The organism is Halorubrum ejinorense, assembly GCF_055389685.1.
Map to the genome: position 1 here is coordinate 123,329 of NZ_AP043776.1, position 17,643 is coordinate 140,971.

Here is a 17,643-nt window from a genome sequence, read left to right on the forward strand (position 1 = left end):
GCCGTCCGTCCCTATTCTCCTCGGAAACGGAGTCGGTAACAGATTGTCCGTCGCCGGTTTCGCTCGATGAGGCCCCGTGGGTCCTATCGCTGCGAGAAACGGTGTCCGGTTGCTCTCCGTCAGTGCGCTCGTTCATCACGTGGCATCACCCTCGTGACCGGGACGGAACAGACGCATTCCACCGCGTGTCTGACCTGTACTGTTCATCATGGGATCTGAGCCGGCGTCGAGTCGCTGATCCTGATTCCGTGCGCGGTAACTCTCGTAGCGACGGCAGATGGAACTGACCACACTGTCTCGGTGGGTACGGTTACCCCATCAATCGCGAGACAGACGAGCTTCCCTTGTCCCCGCCGCGCCGCAATGACAAATTCGAAACAACGTGACCGGTCGTCGGTCGCTGTCACGTGAATCGTTGAGAGCCCGTTCGCACTCTCCCACGTTGTCGTGTCGGCGATATTGAGGTCGCCTGCTGGCGTAACGACCGATGAGCCGCAGGCTGGACAGGACCCTTCGTGCGGCGTCGTTCCAAGGTACCCATAGTCGGTGTCACACGCGAAGCAGTGTTCCATAGTTCGCTGTCAGCGACGGGCTAGCACTGTCTCTGCGATGTTCGCCTTATTAGAACATGCTGGACAGGCAACTACGTCACCATCGTCTAACCCGAACACGGTCACAAACTGTTGTGAGACGTGTGCTCCACAATGTGTACACTCCGGCATCAGATCACCCCAGCGAGCCCTCCATTTCGAGTTCGACGAGCCGGTTGAGCTCGACGGCGTACTCGATGGGCAGCTCCTCCGTGATGGGCTCGATGAAGCCCGAGACGATCATCTGCTTGGCGTCGTCGTCGTCGAGGCCCCGCGACTGCAGGTAGAAGATGTCCTCGTCGCCGATCTTGCCGACGGTCGCCTCGTGGGCGACGTCGACCTTCGACTCGTTGATCTCCATGTACGGCATCGTGTCCGACGTCGACTCGTTGTCGAACATCAGCGCGTCGCACTCCACCGCGGTCGAGGAGTTTTCTGCCCCGTCGGCGATGTGGACGAGCCCGCGGTAGTTTGTACGGCCGCCGTCTTTCGCGATCGACTTCGACTCGACGGTCGACTTGGTGTCCGGCGCGTTGTGGTACACCTTCGCGCCGGTGTCGATGTTCTGGCCTTCGCCCGCAAAGGCGATGGTGATGTGGTTGTCGGAGGCGCCGCGGCCCTTCAGGATCGTCGACGGGTACAGCATCGTCGCCTTCGACCCCATCGATCCCGAAATCCACTCCATGCGCCCGCCCTTCTCGGCGATGGCGCGTTTCGTGTTCAGGTTGTACGTGTTCTTCGACCAGTTCTGTACGGTCGAGTACTGGACGTGGGCGTCCTCGCCGACGAACACTTCGACGCCACCGGAGTGGAGGTTGAACGCCGAGTACTTCGGCGCCGAGCAGCCCTCGATGTAGTGGACTTCCGAGCCCTCCTCGGCGATGATGAGCGTGTGCTCGAACTGGCCCATCCCCTCGGAGTTCATCCGGAAGTACGCCTGTACCGGCATGTCGACGGTGGTGTTCTCCGGCACGTAGACGAACGAGCCGCCGGACCAGATCGCGCCGTGGAGCGCCGCGAACTTGTTGTCGCTCGGGGGGACGCACTTCGTCATGAAGTGCTCGCGGACGAGCTCCTCGTGCTCTTGGACGGCCTCGTCCATGTTACAGAAGATGACGCCCTTCTCCTCCCAGCGCTCCTGCATGTTCTGGTAGACGACCTCGGACTCGTACTGGGCGCCGACGCCCGAGAGCGCGTTCTTCTCGGCCTCGGGGATGCCCAGCTTGTCGAAGGTGTCCTTGATCTCGTCCGGGAGCTCCGTCCAGTCGTCGACGCCGGCGCGGACGTCGACGTCCGGCCGGATGTACGGGATGATCTCGTCGACGTCGACCTCGCTGAGGTCGGGCTGGCCGGGCCAGTCGGTCGGCATCGGCATCTCCTGGAACTGCTTGAGCGCGCGCAGGCGCCGCTCCAGCATCCACTCCGGTTCGTCCTTGTCCTCCGAGATGACGCGGACCGTCTCCTCGGTGAGACCCTTCTCGGTCTGGAAGGCGGATTTCTCCTCCTTCTTAAACTCGAAGCGGGCCTCGGTGTTCGTCTCCTTGAGATCGTCTTGTTTTGAACTCATCAAAGTATTCTTCAGAGACTACGAATATAAGTGTGATGCGTTAGAATATAATTTTGTAACCTATATTGGTTTCTTTAATGGGAGAAGATAACTTTATGAGATTTAATTTGGTTTCACTACTTGATGGAACTTATTGGGATTAGCAAAAGAGTCCGCACATAGAATCAACTACTCTCGAATCCCTGTCAGAACCGACGTGATAGATACAACGCGCACATCCATCAGAGCAAGAATTCTTAGACTGGACTGAAAGAAAGCGAATATGGATGAATTATCATCAGACCGATGCGGATACACGTGGCCTGAAGATAATGGAGTTGTTCACAATCCAAGTCCCCAAAGTTGCTGCTGGCGGGAGACGATGGAAGAAAGCGACTCCTGTATCTGGCACGCCGATTCAAACGAAGTCTCGAAGTCGGTTGAAACGTTACGGGAAGCACGCGCCCCACCAGAGATTCGTGAGCAGAATTCGGCTCACTCTGCTTTGTTGAATCCGATGACGGCGTCGGGGTCACTGTTTGAGAGCCTGTTCGAGGTTGTAGACTGCGGCGGTCAACACAAGTTCGCGGAACTCGCGGTACCACGCGCGAGGGTGGACAGCGGGGCCGAACCGACGCTTGATGGCCGAAAAGGCGGTCTCGGCCATCCACCGCTGGCCGTATAGCTCGCTGTCCAACCGTGCGTTGTGCGCGTGATCGTACGCAGCGAACAACCGGTGACGCAGCAACGGCCGGACGCCCTCTGAACGGAGGGCGTCCCGGAGAGATTGGTCGTCATAGCCTTTGTCGCCGGCGAGACTCTCGATTTTCTCGGTGTTGCGAAGGGCAACTCGACGGCCAGTTTGGGTGTCGTGAGGCCAGTGTGCCGAGCAGTGAATATCGAGGATGGCACACGAATCTGTATCGACGAGTGCCGTCGTTTTGAGCGTGCGTATGTGGCGATCCGAGCGGTGTTGGTAGTGTCTCGATGCCGTTTCGCGGTCGAAGAACGTGGCATCGATGGCACCGTGCGAGCCCGGATCGCAGATGGTCGCAGACTCCCGAAGGAACCCGCGCCACACGGACATGGGCACCCTCTCAAACGACCGGTACAGCGTTGAGGGTGCGGGAAATGCCGTTCGAGCGAGCTGTAACAGACCACGAACACGATCCATTTCACTCGCCCAATCGACGATCTCGCGGTACGTCGCATCCATGTGAACCCGCAAAAAGTGGAGCGTGACATGCTTCCACCCGGGAAATCCGTTGCCAGTCGGATCACTCACCGCCGTTGGACTGGCGGCACAGCGCTTTTGAGCCAGCGACGCGGCTTGCTTAACGAAGCGGAAGAGTAGGTTAGTCACATTCGGCTCTTCCGCTTCGCTTCCACCTTCAGAGCGACGCTATCCCTTTGCCTTCTGCGAATTCAACAGAGCAGCTCACTCTGAATTACTCGATGGAGCTAAACTATCTGGTCTTGACCTAAAAGACCGGATTAATTTCTACCATGTCGCACTTCGTGAAAGTGATCTCAGAGATGCGGACCTCTCAGATGCGAACCTCAATCGTGCCGATCTCTCGGACGCAAGCCTCATGCATATCGACTTCTCGGACGCGGAGCTCATGTCTGCTGACCTCTCGGATGCGAACCTCTGGGACGCCGACCTTTCGAGTGCAGATCTCCGGGGTGCTAAACTCTCGAACGCGCATCTCGTGGACGCCGACCTCTCGAATGCGGACCTACAAGAAGCGGTACTACAGCAAGCCGATGTAGATGGCGCAGATTTTGTCAGCGCGAATCTAGCAGAAGCATCACTGGTGGGAGCGGACTGCGAAAGCGCGGAATTCGAGAATGCAGTGCTGGTTCGCGCATCACTAGAGAATGCAGACCTCGTAGACACGAATCTTACGAGTGCCTACCTGTTCGGGGCTCGATTAGGAGGAGCACGTATTGATAGTGCGACTCAACTTGTCGTAGAGGGTGGCGTCGGCGATGTGACGGTGACCGAGCGGTGCCGGTACGATCCCGACGCGCCGCCAGAGGGACCGGAGGCGTCGCTGGCGATGGACCCGGAGGATCTCAAGGCAACCCCCGACTCACCGCGGGTTATCCAGTTACGCCGCGCCCGTAGCGTCTACCAACGATTAGAGGGGTTGGGCCGGCAGAACGGATTTCCAACCCTTCAGAGTCGGATGTTCAAGCGCCGCCAGGAGATGCGCCGACACCTGCTTCGTGAACAGGGAGAGCGCACGCGCTGGCTCTTCGCCGAGCTCCAGCGGGGGCTATTCGTCTACGGAGAAAGCTTTCGTCGCGTCCTCTCAATATCGGCGCTCGTTGTCAGCCTGTTCTGGGGGTTGTTCACCACGACGGGGACCATCGAGACGACCGACGGAACAGCCGTGACCGCTGGGGCTGTCGTTGACGATCAGCTGCTGGTCTGGGAAACGTTGTACCACAGCCTCTCAGTGTTCTTTGCCGGTACTGGCCCCCTCTCTCCGACCGGAACGCTCGGACAGGTACTGACAATATCTTTACGCGCCACAGGGCCAATCCTCCTCGCGCTGCTGATCTTTGTGTTGGGCCGTCGCGCTGCAAGATAGACACTCTGCATCTCGCACGCCAATCTTAGCAAGTCAGAGCCCTGTTACGTTGGAAATATGAGGACTTTTGCTAATCCCTATTAATATGTGGCATTGAGGGCCATTCCGTACAATCCGGATCAAAATCACTCGTTAGCGAGAACGACTCGACAGCACTCAATCGCTGCTTCGATGTGGCGGTCGGCGATCACATCGTCCGTTTCGTCAGCCGATTCAAGCAGTGTGGCAACCTGACGAACCCGTTTCTGTCTGGTTTGAGTGTCAAGATCGTCACTGGTAGCGTCGCGGGCGACGGCTTCAGCCTCTCCGAGCCATCGGTTCGTCGCTGGCGGTACTGGGCGATCTGCGGTCGCAGTGAGATGAGTCGCCAGTGCGTCGACTGCAGCCCGCGGCTCGGTTGGGATGTCGATTTCGTCCGTCATCGTTAGTGTATTGACACCCACTGTGAAGAATTGTTGTCCCAAGCGACACTCCAGACTCTTGAGAACGTCTCCAGCCTAGCACAACCCCTTGTCAGTCAGTGGCAACGTGTCCTCAGTGTCTGTCCGGTATCGTTCGAGAGCCACACCAGACGACACAAACCCATACGCGGCCGAGAACGTCGAGTATGGTGGAAGTCGATCTCCCCGACTTCGTTGTGTGGTCGGTGAGCGAGCGAGGAGAGGGTGACGTGCTCGTCGCGCTCCCTGCTACCTGATCACCACCGAGTCGGTCCCGTACACTGTCAGTCCTCCGGTCGTTCGGCCGGTGAAGACGGCGATTGTGTCGTCAGCCTCGAAACCGGCGTCGGAGAGGCGGAAGACCGCGACAAGGTCGGCGTATCCGTCGCCGTTTACGTCCTCGACGTCGGTTGCGAACGCTGTCGCCCCGCCGCCGGCGGCGACCGTCGTCTCGGACCCGAACCTGAGCGTCGAGTCGTCGATAGTGGTCGGGTCGAAGTCCGCGTTCCCGAGGACGGCAACGGGGACTGCCGCGCGTTGGCTCGGCGGGAGTTTGTTCGCCGTATCGCCCGGCCGGACGTCGACCTCGACGGGGAGCTTGACGAGTACCGTGCCGACAGCGGCGCTCTCGACGGCGAGATCGAACGTCCCCGCAGCGGTGACGGTGTAGTCGAACGTCACGGTCGTCTTCTCCCCGACGCCGAGCGTGACCGCCCTCGAGTCCACCACCGCCCCGTCGACCGTGAGGTTCAGCGTCTCGGAGCCGGCGGCGCCGCCGCCGTTTCTCGCGGTGGCCGTCACAGCGACCGTGTCACCGACGAGTACTTCGCTCTCGTCGACCGAGGCGTCGATGACGACGATCTGGGGGACCAGCCCGCCGATCGCGAACACCGATAGGCCGGGCGAGACGGCCTTGTACTCGTACGCATCCGACGTGGCGTTCAGCCCGAGGGCCGTCGTGGGGAGCGCCTCGGGCGTTCCCGTGGTATCGTCGTAGCGGAACAGCGCCACGTTGTTGGGGGCGACGCCCGCCGTGGCGAGCGCGTCCGCGTCGACACTGAAGCGGAACACGACCTCAGAGACCTCGGCGTCGAGAAGACTCGTCTCGACCGTAAGGTAGCCGAACGGGACGGTCCCGTTCGGGCCAACGACGGCGAGGTCGGTCGTGCCAGGCGGGGCCGTCTCGCCCGTCGTCACGTTGAGCGCGTAAGTCGTATCGAGCGCGGTGGTGACCGCGAGCGAATCGAGGGTGACGTTCTCGGTCACCGGGTCGTCAAGCGGAATCGTCACCGGCTCGTCCGTGATGGCGCCGATGACGGTGACGTTCGAGCCGTCACCCGAGTCGTCTACGTCGACCGTCGGCCCGGTGGTCCCGAGCGGGGCGAAGACACTGAAGTCGGTGATGCTTGCCGAGACGGTGTCGTTCGTCGTGTCGACCATCGACCCAGGGACCGGCGCCCAGGCCGCCCCGTCGTACTGCCACAGTTCGAGCGTCGATTCGGTGATGTCCCTGGCGAGCACGTCGGCGTCGTCGTAGGAGACGGTGATGTTGAGGAGTGACGAACTCAGGCCAGTCGTGCTGGTCGCGGTCGCGTTGAAGAACCCGCCCACGTTCGTCCGGTCAGTGGGCGTCGCCGGCAAGGCCTCGACGTCGCTGACGCGAACGTCTTGGCCCGTAAAGGAAACCGTCGCCGACGACAACTCCAAGCTCTCGAAGGCGATCGCCGTCGAGTTGTTGTCGAATAGCGAGGGATTGCTACCGACGCGAACGTCCTCGAACCCGCTGTTCACGACGGTGCTGTTCCGTACAGTGACATTGTCGGAGGGTTCCCCCACGCTATCGTCCCCGACACTGATCCCGGTCTGGGCGTTGCTAACCGAGAGGCCCTCGAGCGTGGTGTTCGCGCTGTTCCGGATGGAGACGCCTACGAGGGCGTCAGAGACCCCGACGTTCCGGACGGCGACGTTGTGAGAAGGTGCGCCGAACGTGCCGTCTCTGGCGCTAACCCCCGTGTTGACATCGGTGATAGAGAGGTCCTCGAACGCCGCGTTCGCGTTGTTCCCGATGTCGACACCGATGAGGGTGTTCGAGACCGCGACGTTCCGCACCGAGACGCCGTCGCTCCCGACCACTGTGAGCGCGCTGTCGAGCGGGCTGCCTCCGAGTCCGCTCGCGGTGATATCCCCGAGAGAGAGTTTGCTATCGGTGAATGCCGCGTTCCGGACGGCGCGAAGCTCCACGGCACCACCGCCCTCGACGATGCCGTTCGACGTTGACGTCTCCTCGACGATATTCGTGATCACTGCCCCATCGATGTCGGACAACCCGACAACGGCGGCCCGACGGAGGGTAACGCCGGCGACCGTCACGTCGGTGCTCGCCTCGAAGGATGCTCTGTTACCCTGCATGACGACGTTTTCGAGTCGGACATCGGTGGTCTCGACGAACTGGAACGTGTTGACGGTGAAGCCGCTCGTGGTGACATTCCGGACCGTGACGTTCGTGTAGGGACCGGCAGTCGTCCCGTCTACGAGCACGCCGATCGACGGGTCGAACGGTAAGTTTGTGCCCGTTAGGGCGTACCCCTGTCCATTCAAGACGACGTCCGAGGATCGGATGTCGATGCAGACGTCCGTCCCGTCGTCGAGGATAATTCCGTTTTGCAGGACGGAGAGGTCGTTCTGCACGAGGTAGACTCCCGGCGAGTCGATGACTCGGCAGGTAGTGACGTCGGTGGTGGCGGCCGCGACCGGCGTGGCCAGCCCGACGAACCCGCCTGTCACGACCCCTAAAGTCACGAGGACTACTACTGCGGCCCGGATGACGTTCGTACGGCTTGTACCTCTCCTCTGGAGCGCCTCACGGCGTGTTGAATCGGACATGGCTGCGAACTCCGTGTCGAACTACGACTGGTAGCAATTGACACGTGTAGAACGGCTTAATCGAAGATATACTTATCTACGGAGAACGCTTTCAAAATCGAGACTCGAATAAACGGCTCCGTTGAAATCATTAATCGGTGATAGGTTTCAGCGGTCGTGCTGCATACAGGGTACGTATCTCGCACAAGGCCTTCGTCAGAATAGGTGGCTCGTTCAGTACAGGTCGGACAAGCAAGGGAGTGCGAAAAAACTACTCCCCGTCTCTAACCAGGCTTGTCACAGGTATCACTCGCCGCTGAGCACTCCTCGGATCGCGCTGACTGCCTCTCTGAACGAACGAACGTCCATGGAGTCAGCAGTAAAGAGGACGCCAACATCGCCCTCAAGCACCCTGACGACGAATCCGTTGTCGTGGAATCGGACGGTGAAGTTGTACGGGCCGATGTTCGAACCGTCGTCACTGTGTGCGATTTCGGTTCGGGCTGACCGTTCCGCGAACCCCACTTGTTCGAGTTGGACCAATTGCGCTTTCCGTTCTTGCGCGGCCTCATCAGACGGGTAGAGGTCCCGCCGTACGTACAACAGATCGAACGACGACGGTGTGAAATACATGACGCTCCGGAGGGTGTCCCCGAGGCTAGTTCGGGTGGCACTGAGGATCTGTTTGGCCGTCTCGTCACTGATACTCGTATCGAATGTCTCTGAGTTCATACAACGTAGCAATCGCGTCCGGTGATAAGAAGCATTTCTACGGCGATATCCGAAAATCAGCCCTGGCGTTCCGGCGAGATCTGCTGTACACACTGTCTTCCGCATCGAGAGCTGCTCCCATGATGGCGTATTCGGTTCTAATCGCCCCATTGGAACCGAAAACTTGTGTAATTATAGACGAAGTAACAGTTAGGTAGAGTCCGCTCCAATACTGTGTATGCCCGAAGACAGTGAGGTAGTATCTCAGGACCGAATACTCAAACCGGGACAGCAGGTGTACGACGGGAACGGCCGGACCATCGGCGTCATCTCTGCCATCACGGAAACTGGGGTCGAAGTCAACACCAACAGTGACGTTGACACGTTGTCGCTCAGGCGCGCTCCCACCGTTAATCTCGGCGAGGGATATCTTGTGTGGCGGTGCAGCGAGTGTGGGGAGTTGGGTGATATCGACCAGATTCCCGACCACTGTCCAAGCTGTGGAGCTAGCAGAGAAACCCTCTACGCCTACCTAGAGGATTAACACGTATGTCAGAGGATCACCCCCCACGCGATTCGCCGGAGTGGAACAACCCTGACCTGTGTCCGTTTTGTGGTGCGGCCCTGTCGGACGGCGGGGTCGGATTTATCGATCACATTGCGGACGCCCCCAGATGTGAAGAGCGATTCGAAGCTTGGCGAGGACAAATTCGAGACGACATCGGTGGGGAATGGGGTGGGTAACTGCGGTTTGCCTGCTGTATCTATCCTCTGAGTCTTGCACAGTGATTGCTGACACATTCCAATATAGGTCGAAGTGAGACGTGCAAGATACAGAGAGCTTGTTCGGCGATGAGTCCCCGAGTGAACACGAGGCCTATCGCACCCGAACTTTCATAAACCAGCGTCGTCGGACGACCGTCAGGCGGTCTGTGTGCCAACTATGTGCGACTAATCGGTCTCTTTCATCAAATTCCATACGTTCCGGCTCGCGATTACCTGCGTCTCCATCGCCGAGATAACCGGCTCCATCGCGTTTATGTAATAGACGTTGGGGTGGAGCCGGAACGGAGCGGTGTCCGACCGTGGCGTGAACTCCGGATATGCATTCCATGGAATCGTCTGCACTTCGGTGACGTCGTAGAATATATCCGTTTCGGTTACCGGGACCGATGGTTCTCGCGATGCTAGGGCGAAAACGTACGTTCCGGTTTCTCCATCGGTAGGCTGGCGGTGTAGGTCGTAGAATGGTTCCGTCGAATCCGCCGTCGTAACTACGGATCCGGGTGGAGCATCGGTACTCCCGAAGTATTCCGGTGAGCACTCCCCGGCTACGAACTGCGATTCCAGCCGCACGAAGCCGATATCCTCCGGGAAGTCGACCCCCTCGAGGGACCTACCGATCGAGATATCAGCCGGTTCCAGCGGCGCCGCGATACATAATACGTCGAATTCGAAGTCTTCTGTGTCGGTTGCAACAGAGACGGTGGAACCATCCGCTTCGATCGAGCGAATCTCCATGTCGGTTTTTACCGTGGCGTTCGACCGTTCGAGGAGCTGCTGACAGAACTGGATCGTCCCTCCGTCCACTGTGTACACCGATCCGACCGTCCCTCCCCCCACGAGCGCGACGAGACAGGCGAAGGCGTGGATTTCAGAGGCGTTCTGTGCATAAAAATTTCGTGTGATTGCACTCACGAATTCGTCGATTGCCCGGTCTGAGATTCCCTTATCCCTGAGGTATTCGTCACCTGGGATCCAGAGCAGGTGATCGAGACCAATCGCGTGTAACAAATCCGTTGGGGTTTCGAATCCGGCCGTCGAAACCGGGAGACGATACACGCGTCTAAACCGGCGTAAGAACGCCTGAGTCACCCAGTGGATTCTCAGAATCGAGAGGCCGTACCGCCTGACAATAGACGCATTCGCTCGCCACGCAGGACCGTCGGTTCGGACGACGAACCGGTGTCCGTTCCAGATTCCACTTGGCCCGTGTTTGGGCTTCATCGGTTTCGAAAGTTTCAGTCCAAGTGTGTTCGCCAGTCCTAGCAACAACTCGTTTGACGAGTGGATGTACTTTCCTCCTGCATTAATGGACTGGCCACCTACGGAGATCCGTTTGATTCGTCCCCCGATCTCTGGTGCTCGCTCCAAGACCACAATCTCCGCGGGCTCTCCGGACTGTGTCCCGACCTGGTACGCCATTGAGCATCCGGCGATTCCCGACCCGATAATTCCGATCGTGCGTGAAGTCATCGAATTGCATAAGCAGCGTTTGGCTATCAATCAACCGAATACACATATACGCAGTAATTGCAGTCCTGAGTTGCGGAATCACGGGTAGTGTGAGATGCACCCTCGTATCAAAAACCCCTCTCGAACAACGAGTCTCGCCGTCAATAAGCATGACGGCAACGAGACCACCGAACTCGGGACAATCAGTTCGACAGCGATGCTTGATCTCTCATTCGGACGTTACTGATTCGAGTTCTGCTCTGCAGTTTCGCTCGGCTCCGTTACTGAGGCGACTGTTGCGACCACATTCGGAGCCATCCGCTCTGCGTACCCTGCCGCAAACCCGATAACAACCATTATCGGTGCGGTAATCACGTCGTCCGCGATGATCGTCCCGTTCTGCAACAGGGGCGTCTGGAGGACGAAGTAGAACAGGAGCGCGGAGATCGCTCCGATCACACCACGAGCGCCCGTAACAGTGAGTTGATTGATCTGTTGTGGGATCTTCGTCGAGAGTGATCGGTTCCTGAGCGAACGCATCCCGAACAGGGACGCACCCATCACACCGGCGATGATCATGAACACCGCGAACCCCGGAGTTGCAGTCGCTGGTTCTCCCCACGGTGTTTCGAGCAGGGATGCCACGCTGCCGGTGAGCCCCGACGTTCCGTTCCACACCCAGTCGAGCAGCGTGAGCGCGAGCAACGTCAGTCCGGAGAGCGCACCCATCAGTACGAGTTGGTTGAACTGACGCTGTCGCTCGCTCCGGTTCAAGTAGACACTCTCGTACTGATCGTCGAGGATCCGGCTCGCCGCTCGGAGCTCCGCGCCGGTGATCTCGTCCTTGAGAGCTTCCGTCTCGTCACAGAGCAGATCAACCACTGCCTGTCTCGGCCAGCCGCCGAGCGCATCGAGTGCCTCCCCGCGGATGACGGCAGCCCGAGTCCTGAGTTCCGAGCCACGGTCGTGGTTACTGTCTATTCCCTCGAGCTTCTCGAGGCCGTAGACTTCGAGCCGTTTCGCGGTGTGGAGATGGCGCCACGCCTCGTCGAGGGCGCCCGAACGTAAGTCCGCTTCAGCCATCGCCAGCAGTTCACGCCCGTACGCGACCCACGAATCGTCTTCCGAGCGGGTCCGCTCGGCCAAGAGCTCGAACTCCGGGCGAGCCGTGGAGAGTTCGGCATGGAGTCTCACATAGGCTGCTCTGTTGACGAATCCCCTGGTCAGGAATCTTGGCCCCGTGAACCGGTCTCGTGCGTCGACGGGCGTGCCCGACCCCGTGGCAGAAAGAGGCCGTTTCTGTATAGCCGATGCCTGATCGGGGGGACTCATGATTCGATAGATACGTCATCACACAGCATAACCGTATCGTCCGCGTTAGATACGCTCGACCGCCACGAACTCCATACGCGACTCCAGCGCGATCACCCCTCCGCGGCTCGCGGCTTCCCAGTAGGTTTTCGACCTTGTAGCCCGGTGTCGGATGGATATCTCGTCCACTTTTCCGACGCTAAGTTCATTTAGTAGTATGACATTTAGGGCTCTGAATATGAGTGTGATAGAATCCGGAGTGAGTTCCGAGTACAAACCGCCCGAGGATCTCGAGAGCTGGCGCGACGGCGTCAAACTTCCGGGGACGGATCAGGTTGGACGCGGCTACAACGTCTTCGAGGGCGACTACCTGCCGGACGCGAACGCGATGAGGGAACCCCTCTTCGACCTGGGGGAGTACGAGGAGGACTCGACGCTGAACGATCGGAAGTACTACAAGCGGGAGCGAGTGGACGTACTGCCGAGAGGCCTGGGAGAGTTCACGAAGACTGAGGGGCTAACCGTACAGGAATACCAGCGGAACCTCGCAGTGTCGGTCGGCATTGAGGGGGAGTCCGCGGTCGGGTTCGGGCTGTTGAGCGGGGCCATCAGCGCCCAGTTCGCGACGTCGCACATGCAGCTTGCCTCGGCGTACTTCCTTTCGCGCCACAATAACATCCACAAGGCCACGTTGCGCCTGCCCAGCGGCTTCCGGAACCTGCTCACCGACGAGGCCAGGTCGGACTTGGCCCGGATGCCCCCCATGGACCTGTTCGACAAGTACGGCACGCACTTCCTCCGCAGTCTGATCATCGGGGCACAGGCCGAGCTCAGGGTCACGACCAACACGGCAGAGATAAGCGACGACATGGATATCGATGTGGCAGCTAAAATGTCATACGAATACCTCACTGGGCGGGTAAAGGCCGAGGCGGCCGCCGAGTACCGCGAGCGCCATCGGGAATTGCAGCGGCACTCCCTCCTCCACCTGGTGACACGGGGCGGGAAGGTGGAGTACGGCAACGGTATCATCGAAAAGGGTACTTACGAGCAGTGGACCGAGAGTATTGAGGGGAACCTGGCCGTCGTCGCGCTCCCGCACACCAACGACCCAGACCCCTCGAACAGCAACCGTCCCCTCCAGCCGATCTGGGAGCTCTGTGACGACGACCAACGTCGGGAGGAAATCGAGGCGGCGTTCAAGAAGTACGCGGAGCGGTTCGAGTCGCTACCCGAGCCGACCATCGCGCCGGTCTACGCGTACTCGACGAAGAAACCGAAGAACGGCTACTCCGTCAAAGAGCCGAAACGCTGGTACTTCTCCCGGAGCCGATCCGAGATGGGCAGCGGGGGCTGGGTCCTGCAGCCCCACCCGTTCTTTTACGTCTCCACGGAACCCGAAGATGACAGGGTACCCGTCTACTTGCACTCGGCGCGGGAGCCGCTTCGGTTCAAGCTCTCTGTCAACCCGAAAGAGGACCACGGCTGGTCGCTTCACCGGCCCGACCCAGTCTGGTACGCCTACCACCCAAACTCGGGCGTCGAATCGGGAGGGGTCCCGATATTCGGCCACACGAACCCGAACAAAAGCCACAAAGGCGTGTCGGGCTGGTATTACAATACACGCGATCGAGCGCACGGATGGGACAGTGAGGAGCTGACCTTCTACGCCGACGTGGCGAAATTCGGTGAGTAGACAGGTCGATACCGGCCCAAGCTCTCGACCGCAAGGGGGGGGGGGGGCGTGGGAGCCCCCCGATTCCCAGCCAATATATTTGCTCCTTATCAACGCAGCCCTGCACGTTAACGTCGGAGAAGTCCGTAATCGGCATCACCCATCCCTGCCACCGCCTACCTCACGCTTCTACTTCCACGTGCAAAGCTGAGTACTTCAGAAAGCGTTCCGAACGGACTCTTCCGAAAACAGGAGTTCGATGGCGAAGATCGTAAAGAATCGACTGCTGGCGGCATCATCAGAGAGAACGTCATATCATTGGCCAAGAACGGCAGACACGTCCCCGATGGTACCCACTCCCGTCTCTCGGCGTGATGTCTTCCGCTCGATAGCAACAACACAGTATCTCGACTGGCCGGCGTATGGCTCGACGCCACTGTACGACCAGAGTTCACTGCCGGCGCTTATTGAGGATTTCCGGACCGTTTCGGGAATCTGGTTCGAGCACGACGCCCACGACTCGGTTGAGAGGTTCGTCTGTCAGTATCCACTCTCCTACGTGGAGTTCAGTCCCCACGACCAGTACTCCGGTCCGACTCGATACGAGATGCCACAGCTCTTCAGGGCGTTCCTGCTGAAAGAGATACACGCCTGGGACCACGAAACCGCGCTCGTCGAATATCTCCGGCAGCACTCAGAAACCCATCGCTCGCTCGGGTTCGATTCCGTTCCCGATCAGTCCACACTCTGGCGCAGTTGGAACAAGCGCTTCAGCGCCGGCCTCCGTGAGACAGTCGAAAGAACGGCTCGGACGATCCTCATCAACGCACAGAATGCCGGTGTTGCGGTTCCCCGTGACCCGGAACGGAAGCTCCAGTACTATGACGACGAATCCGAAGCGAGCGATCCGGACGATCAGTCCGTTTTGGAAGAAGCAGCGAAGATTAGCGATCACGTCAGCCGTGTCGTCTTTCCGGCGTTCTCGCTGGATCGTGGCGAGGGCTGTGAGATCCACGAGAACGCCTACTGGGGCTTGCAGACGTATCTTGGACTTCGCGACCGGCTAGCTGCCAACGAAGGAGCTCGCAGTTTCGTCTATGAATCGACTCGGGATCGAACACCGCTGGGGCACGCCCATCGCGAGCACATCCGCGACCTCTCGATTGGAGAGGTACGAGAGATGTACCAGCAGGCCATCATTCGGCTCTTAAACGAAGTTGCGGAGACAGAGCAGTTCTTTCGAGCGGGAGTCGTCGCAATCGACATTACCGAAGCTGACCCGTTCACGGGCGATAGAACGGGCTACGAAGACGAGATCATCGGGACGAAGGAGAAGACCGACGAATACGCCTACCAGTGGGCGACAGTCCAATTAGTTGGTAATGCCGTGCCGATCGTTTTAGACGCACGGCCTGTTCGGAAGGGCGAGAGTCGGAAAGAAATCGTCGAGGATTTGCTGAACTCGGCTGAAGATCTTGTCCACGTCGATAACGTGCTGATGGACCGGGAGTTCGATAGCCAGCACGTCCTAGAGATGCTCAGCCAGCGTGGCTTGTCGTATGTCGTGCCCAAGCGGATGCAGACCAGCGAGAAAGCCCAAGCGAAGCGGTTGCTCCAACGAGATCGGGATCGATACGAGACCGACCGGAAGCTCCACCTCGGGAAGAACGAATGGCACGAGACGACGCTGATCTACCGCCGGAAAGAAGACTCCGAGCATGACGACCACCGGCAGTACTCGGTGTTCATGACGAATCGGGGGAGCGGCCACCTCACTGAGTACGGCTACAGGTGGGAAATCGAGAGCGGGTATAAGTCGATCAAGCGATTTATGGCCGCCACGACGTCGAAGGATTTTGGACTGCGGTTCTTCTACTTCGCGTTCGCGTGTCTGCTGTACTCTATTTGGCGAGCAGTCGATCTACTCGTACAGGTGGAGTTGACCGGAGAGTACGAGCATTCGCCTATTGTGACAGCCGACAATACGCTTACCCTGTTGAAGAAGGAAACCGGAATCGGGTAGAGAGGCACTCATTCTAGGTTAGCGTGGCGTCTGAGTGGCTACACTGTTCGTGGCCGGAAAATACTCCGAATTAGTCCCAATCTCAACAAGAATACTCGTTGGGAGAAGGATCTAAAGCAGATTCCGCTCGTCAATTCGTCCGAAACCGCGCATCAAAGCCCCGCTAAACCCACTGTAGTCTCAACTTCTACCTAGTCAGAATTCGTATAGCAGAATGCGATTTACAAAGCGGGGCTAATGTCTAAACGTACGAAAAAAGCCTCTAGAGGCTATTTGAGGCTATACTGAATATTGAGACACTTACTTTGGATTAGTCGAGTAGTCACAAGTAGATTTTTGAGGGTCGCCGCCGTCGGTGATGCTGAATCGATGGCACCGCCAGCTGACGGCCCTCACCCCGGGGAAACGACCGGTGAAACACCACTCGACGAGCCACTGTCGGATTTTCTCGACGCAAAGGCGAAGACGATCGAAGAGACGGATTCGGATGAAGACGAGACGCAGCGTTCAGGCAACTACGTTCAAGCGCTCGAACGCGTCATTCCAGACTGGCTCGAGTGGATGGTCTGTCGCAGCGTGACTACCTTCGAAAAACTCGATAGCCGCGACCTTGCCCGATACGCTGGTCATCTCGCCCGACGCGTGAACGCCCGACGGGCGAACGGTGACACCGAGGGGATCACAGCCGCTACTGCGTGGAACTACTATTCGCTCGTCTCCGCATACCTCCATTATTGCCAGCAATGGGAGTATATCGCGGAGAATCCGGCAGATACCGACCGAGCGAAAGACGAAATGCCTGACCGCCCCACGACGGATTCCGGTCAACAACAATTTTGGTCTGAGCAACAGCGTGAGACAATTGTCTCACACGTCGACGGGCGAGCGTACGATGCCATTGATGCGGATCCCCAGAGCCGGGAAGCACTCACAGCAGCCCGTGACCGGGCCCTCGTCTACGTCATCGGGTTCTCAGGTGTCCGTGGTGCTGAGGTTCTGGCTGCCAGTCGCGATGACCGAAGAACGGGAATTACCTGGGCGGACGTCGACACCGACCAGGAGGTGCTGACAGTACTCGGAAAAAGCCAGAAAATCGAGAAAGCACCGCTGACGGATCGCCCTGTCAGAGCACTCACACGCTGGCAGACGCTCTTAGATCCCCCCGGCGGTGCCTGGCCCGTGTTCCCCTCATTCCACCTCGCATCACTGCGAGACGCCGCACGAAGCCAACTTCAGGACCGTGGGGTCAATCACGAGACGATTGATGAAATCACCAGCCTCGGCACAGCTGAGCTCGTCGGTGCCTTCCGGGAACGAGAACTTACACCACCGGCGTTAACCACTGAAGGTGGCCGGTACACGCTCAAAAAGCTCTCTCAAGCAGCTGCTGTGGATTGTTCTGGCGATTCGAAGAACTATCTTACCCTCCACGGCGCTCGCCGAGGCGTTGGTGAAGCGTACTACGATGAAGCAGGGTTCAGTGACGCGCAACGAGTCCTTCGACACGAGGACCCGTCGACGACATCGAAGATGTACGCCCACAAGGAGGCGAGTGAACTGTCCGACGTTGGCAGTGAAATCTTCTCACCAGAGGAGTAGCCGCTATCAGCCTGCGGTCAAGCAATTAACAAGTCACTGTATAAACCGTCT

At 58.8% G+C, this 17,643-nt stretch carries 14 protein-coding genes and 1 pseudogene; 7 read left to right on the plus strand and 8 right to left on the minus strand.

What is annotated here, in order from left to right; all coding sequences use genetic code 11:
* Positions 1–581: 581 nt before the first annotated feature.
* The 3 genes from ACZ5KW_RS00545 to ACZ5KW_RS00555 form a co-directional block, all read right to left on the minus strand.
* The gene (locus ACZ5KW_RS00545; protein WP_425544611.1) at positions 582–722 is read right to left on the minus strand and encodes a DUF7563 family protein; all 141 of its coding nucleotides are present in this window, start codon (positions 720–722) and stop codon (positions 582–584) included.
* 4 nt (positions 723–726) lie between these two features.
* Positions 727–2,157, minus strand: a complete 1,431-nt coding sequence (sufB, locus tag ACZ5KW_RS00550) for a Fe-S cluster assembly protein SufB (protein ID WP_343778848.1) — start codon at positions 2,155–2,157, stop codon at positions 727–729.
* Between the two features lie 511 nt (positions 2,158–2,668).
* Positions 2,669–3,499: an IS5 family transposase gene (locus tag ACZ5KW_RS00555; protein WP_100050285.1), complete on the minus strand. Its 831-nt coding sequence runs from the start codon at positions 3,497–3,499 to the stop codon at positions 2,669–2,671.
* A 130-nt stretch (positions 3,500–3,629) separates the two neighbouring features.
* On the opposite strand from ACZ5KW_RS00555, the pseudogene ACZ5KW_RS00560 reads away from it, so the two are divergent.
* Positions 3,630–3,695, plus strand: a pseudogene (locus tag ACZ5KW_RS00560) (hypothetical protein); the annotation flags it as partial.
* Positions 3,696–3,758: 63 nt separating this feature from the next.
* The gene (locus ACZ5KW_RS00565; RefSeq protein ID WP_464388560.1) at positions 3,759–4,736 is read left to right on the plus strand and encodes a pentapeptide repeat-containing protein; all 978 of its coding nucleotides are present in this window, start codon (positions 3,759–3,761) and stop codon (positions 4,734–4,736) included.
* 125 nt (positions 4,737–4,861) lie between these two features.
* On the opposite strand, the gene ACZ5KW_RS00570 is transcribed toward ACZ5KW_RS00565, so the two are convergent.
* The 3 genes from ACZ5KW_RS00570 to ACZ5KW_RS00580 form a co-directional block, all read right to left on the minus strand.
* Entirely contained in the window at positions 4,862–5,158 is a 297-nt protein-coding gene (locus tag ACZ5KW_RS00570) for a hypothetical protein (RefSeq protein ID WP_343778847.1), read from the minus strand.
* A gap of 267 nt (positions 5,159–5,425) precedes the next feature.
* The gene (locus ACZ5KW_RS00575; protein WP_343778845.1) at positions 5,426–7,960 is read right to left on the minus strand and encodes a right-handed parallel beta-helix repeat-containing protein; all 2,535 of its coding nucleotides are present in this window, start codon (positions 7,958–7,960) and stop codon (positions 5,426–5,428) included.
* A 384-nt stretch (positions 7,961–8,344) separates the two neighbouring features.
* Positions 8,345–8,770, minus strand: a complete 426-nt coding sequence (locus ACZ5KW_RS00580) for a DUF7522 family protein (protein WP_008847019.1) — start codon at positions 8,768–8,770, stop codon at positions 8,345–8,347.
* Between the two features lie 217 nt (positions 8,771–8,987).
* On the opposite strand from ACZ5KW_RS00580, the gene ACZ5KW_RS00585 reads away from it, so the two are divergent.
* Both ACZ5KW_RS00585 and ACZ5KW_RS00590 read left to right on the plus strand, forming a co-directional pair.
* The gene (locus tag ACZ5KW_RS00585; RefSeq protein ID WP_049911817.1) at positions 8,988–9,293 is read left to right on the plus strand and encodes a DUF7130 family rubredoxin-like protein; all 306 of its coding nucleotides are present in this window, start codon (positions 8,988–8,990) and stop codon (positions 9,291–9,293) included.
* Between the two features lie 5 nt (positions 9,294–9,298).
* Positions 9,299–9,493 carry a DUF7501 family protein gene (locus ACZ5KW_RS00590; RefSeq protein WP_425544610.1) on the plus strand — a complete coding sequence of 65 codons (195 nt, stop codon included), beginning with the start codon at positions 9,299–9,301 and terminating at the stop codon, positions 9,491–9,493.
* A gap of 207 nt (positions 9,494–9,700) precedes the next feature.
* Here the strand turns inward: ACZ5KW_RS00590 and ACZ5KW_RS00595 are convergent, their stop codons facing one another.
* The gene (locus ACZ5KW_RS00595) at positions 9,701–10,954 is read right to left on the minus strand and encodes an FAD-dependent oxidoreductase (RefSeq protein ID WP_464388561.1); all 1,254 of its coding nucleotides are present in this window, start codon (positions 10,952–10,954) and stop codon (positions 9,701–9,703) included.
* Positions 10,955–11,224: 270 nt separating this feature from the next.
* Positions 11,225–12,316, minus strand: a complete 1,092-nt coding sequence (locus ACZ5KW_RS00600; RefSeq protein WP_343778841.1) for a hypothetical protein — start codon at positions 12,314–12,316, stop codon at positions 11,225–11,227.
* A gap of 196 nt (positions 12,317–12,512) precedes the next feature.
* On the opposite strand from ACZ5KW_RS00600, the gene ACZ5KW_RS00605 reads away from it, so the two are divergent.
* From ACZ5KW_RS00605 to ACZ5KW_RS00615, 3 genes are all read left to right on the plus strand, one after another.
* Positions 12,513–13,991, plus strand: a complete 1,479-nt coding sequence (locus ACZ5KW_RS00605; RefSeq protein ID WP_343778840.1) for an MAC/perforin domain-containing protein — start codon at positions 12,513–12,515, stop codon at positions 13,989–13,991.
* Positions 13,992–14,316: 325 nt separating this feature from the next.
* On the plus strand, positions 14,317–15,993 hold the full coding sequence (locus tag ACZ5KW_RS00610) for a transposase (RefSeq protein WP_343778839.1): 1,677 nt from the start codon (positions 14,317–14,319) through the stop codon (positions 15,991–15,993).
* A gap of 369 nt (positions 15,994–16,362) precedes the next feature.
* Complete coding sequence (locus ACZ5KW_RS00615; RefSeq protein WP_343778838.1) at positions 16,363–17,592, plus strand: tyrosine-type recombinase/integrase; 1,230 nt, start codon at positions 16,363–16,365, stop codon at positions 17,590–17,592.
* Positions 17,593–17,643 lie beyond the last annotated feature (51 nt).

What these genes read in the sequence shown, in the direction of transcription:
- ACZ5KW_RS00545 (WP_425544611.1), bottom strand. Translation starts at nt 722, where the DNA reads ATGCCGGAGTGTACACATTGTGGAGCACACGTCTCACAACAGTTTGTG.
- sufB (WP_343778848.1), bottom strand. Translation starts at nt 2,157, where the DNA reads ATGAGTTCAAAACAAGACGATCTCAAGGAGACGAACACCGAGGCCCGC.
- ACZ5KW_RS00565 (WP_464388560.1), top strand. Translation starts at nt 3,759, where the DNA reads ATGTCTGCTGACCTCTCGGATGCGAACCTCTGGGACGCCGACCTTTCG.
- ACZ5KW_RS00570 (WP_343778847.1), bottom strand. Translation starts at nt 5,158, where the DNA reads ATGACGGACGAAATCGACATCCCAACCGAGCCGCGGGCTGCAGTCGAC.
- ACZ5KW_RS00580 (WP_008847019.1), bottom strand. Translation starts at nt 8,770, where the DNA reads ATGAACTCAGAGACATTCGATACGAGTATCAGTGACGAGACGGCCAAA.
- ACZ5KW_RS00585 (WP_049911817.1), top strand. Translation starts at nt 8,988, where the DNA reads ATGCCCGAAGACAGTGAGGTAGTATCTCAGGACCGAATACTCAAACCG.
- ACZ5KW_RS00590 (WP_425544610.1), top strand. Translation starts at nt 9,299, where the DNA reads ATGTCAGAGGATCACCCCCCACGCGATTCGCCGGAGTGGAACAACCCT.
- ACZ5KW_RS00595 (WP_464388561.1), bottom strand. Translation starts at nt 10,954, where the DNA reads ATGGCGTACCAGGTCGGGACACAGTCCGGAGAGCCCGCGGAGATTGTG.
- ACZ5KW_RS00600 (WP_343778841.1), bottom strand. Translation starts at nt 12,316, where the DNA reads ATGAGTCCCCCCGATCAGGCATCGGCTATACAGAAACGGCCTCTTTCT.
- ACZ5KW_RS00605 (WP_343778840.1), top strand. Translation starts at nt 12,513, where the DNA reads ATGACATTTAGGGCTCTGAATATGAGTGTGATAGAATCCGGAGTGAGT.
- ACZ5KW_RS00610 (WP_343778839.1), top strand. Translation starts at nt 14,317, where the DNA reads ATGGTACCCACTCCCGTCTCTCGGCGTGATGTCTTCCGCTCGATAGCA.
- ACZ5KW_RS00615 (WP_343778838.1), top strand. Translation starts at nt 16,363, where the DNA reads ATGGCACCGCCAGCTGACGGCCCTCACCCCGGGGAAACGACCGGTGAA.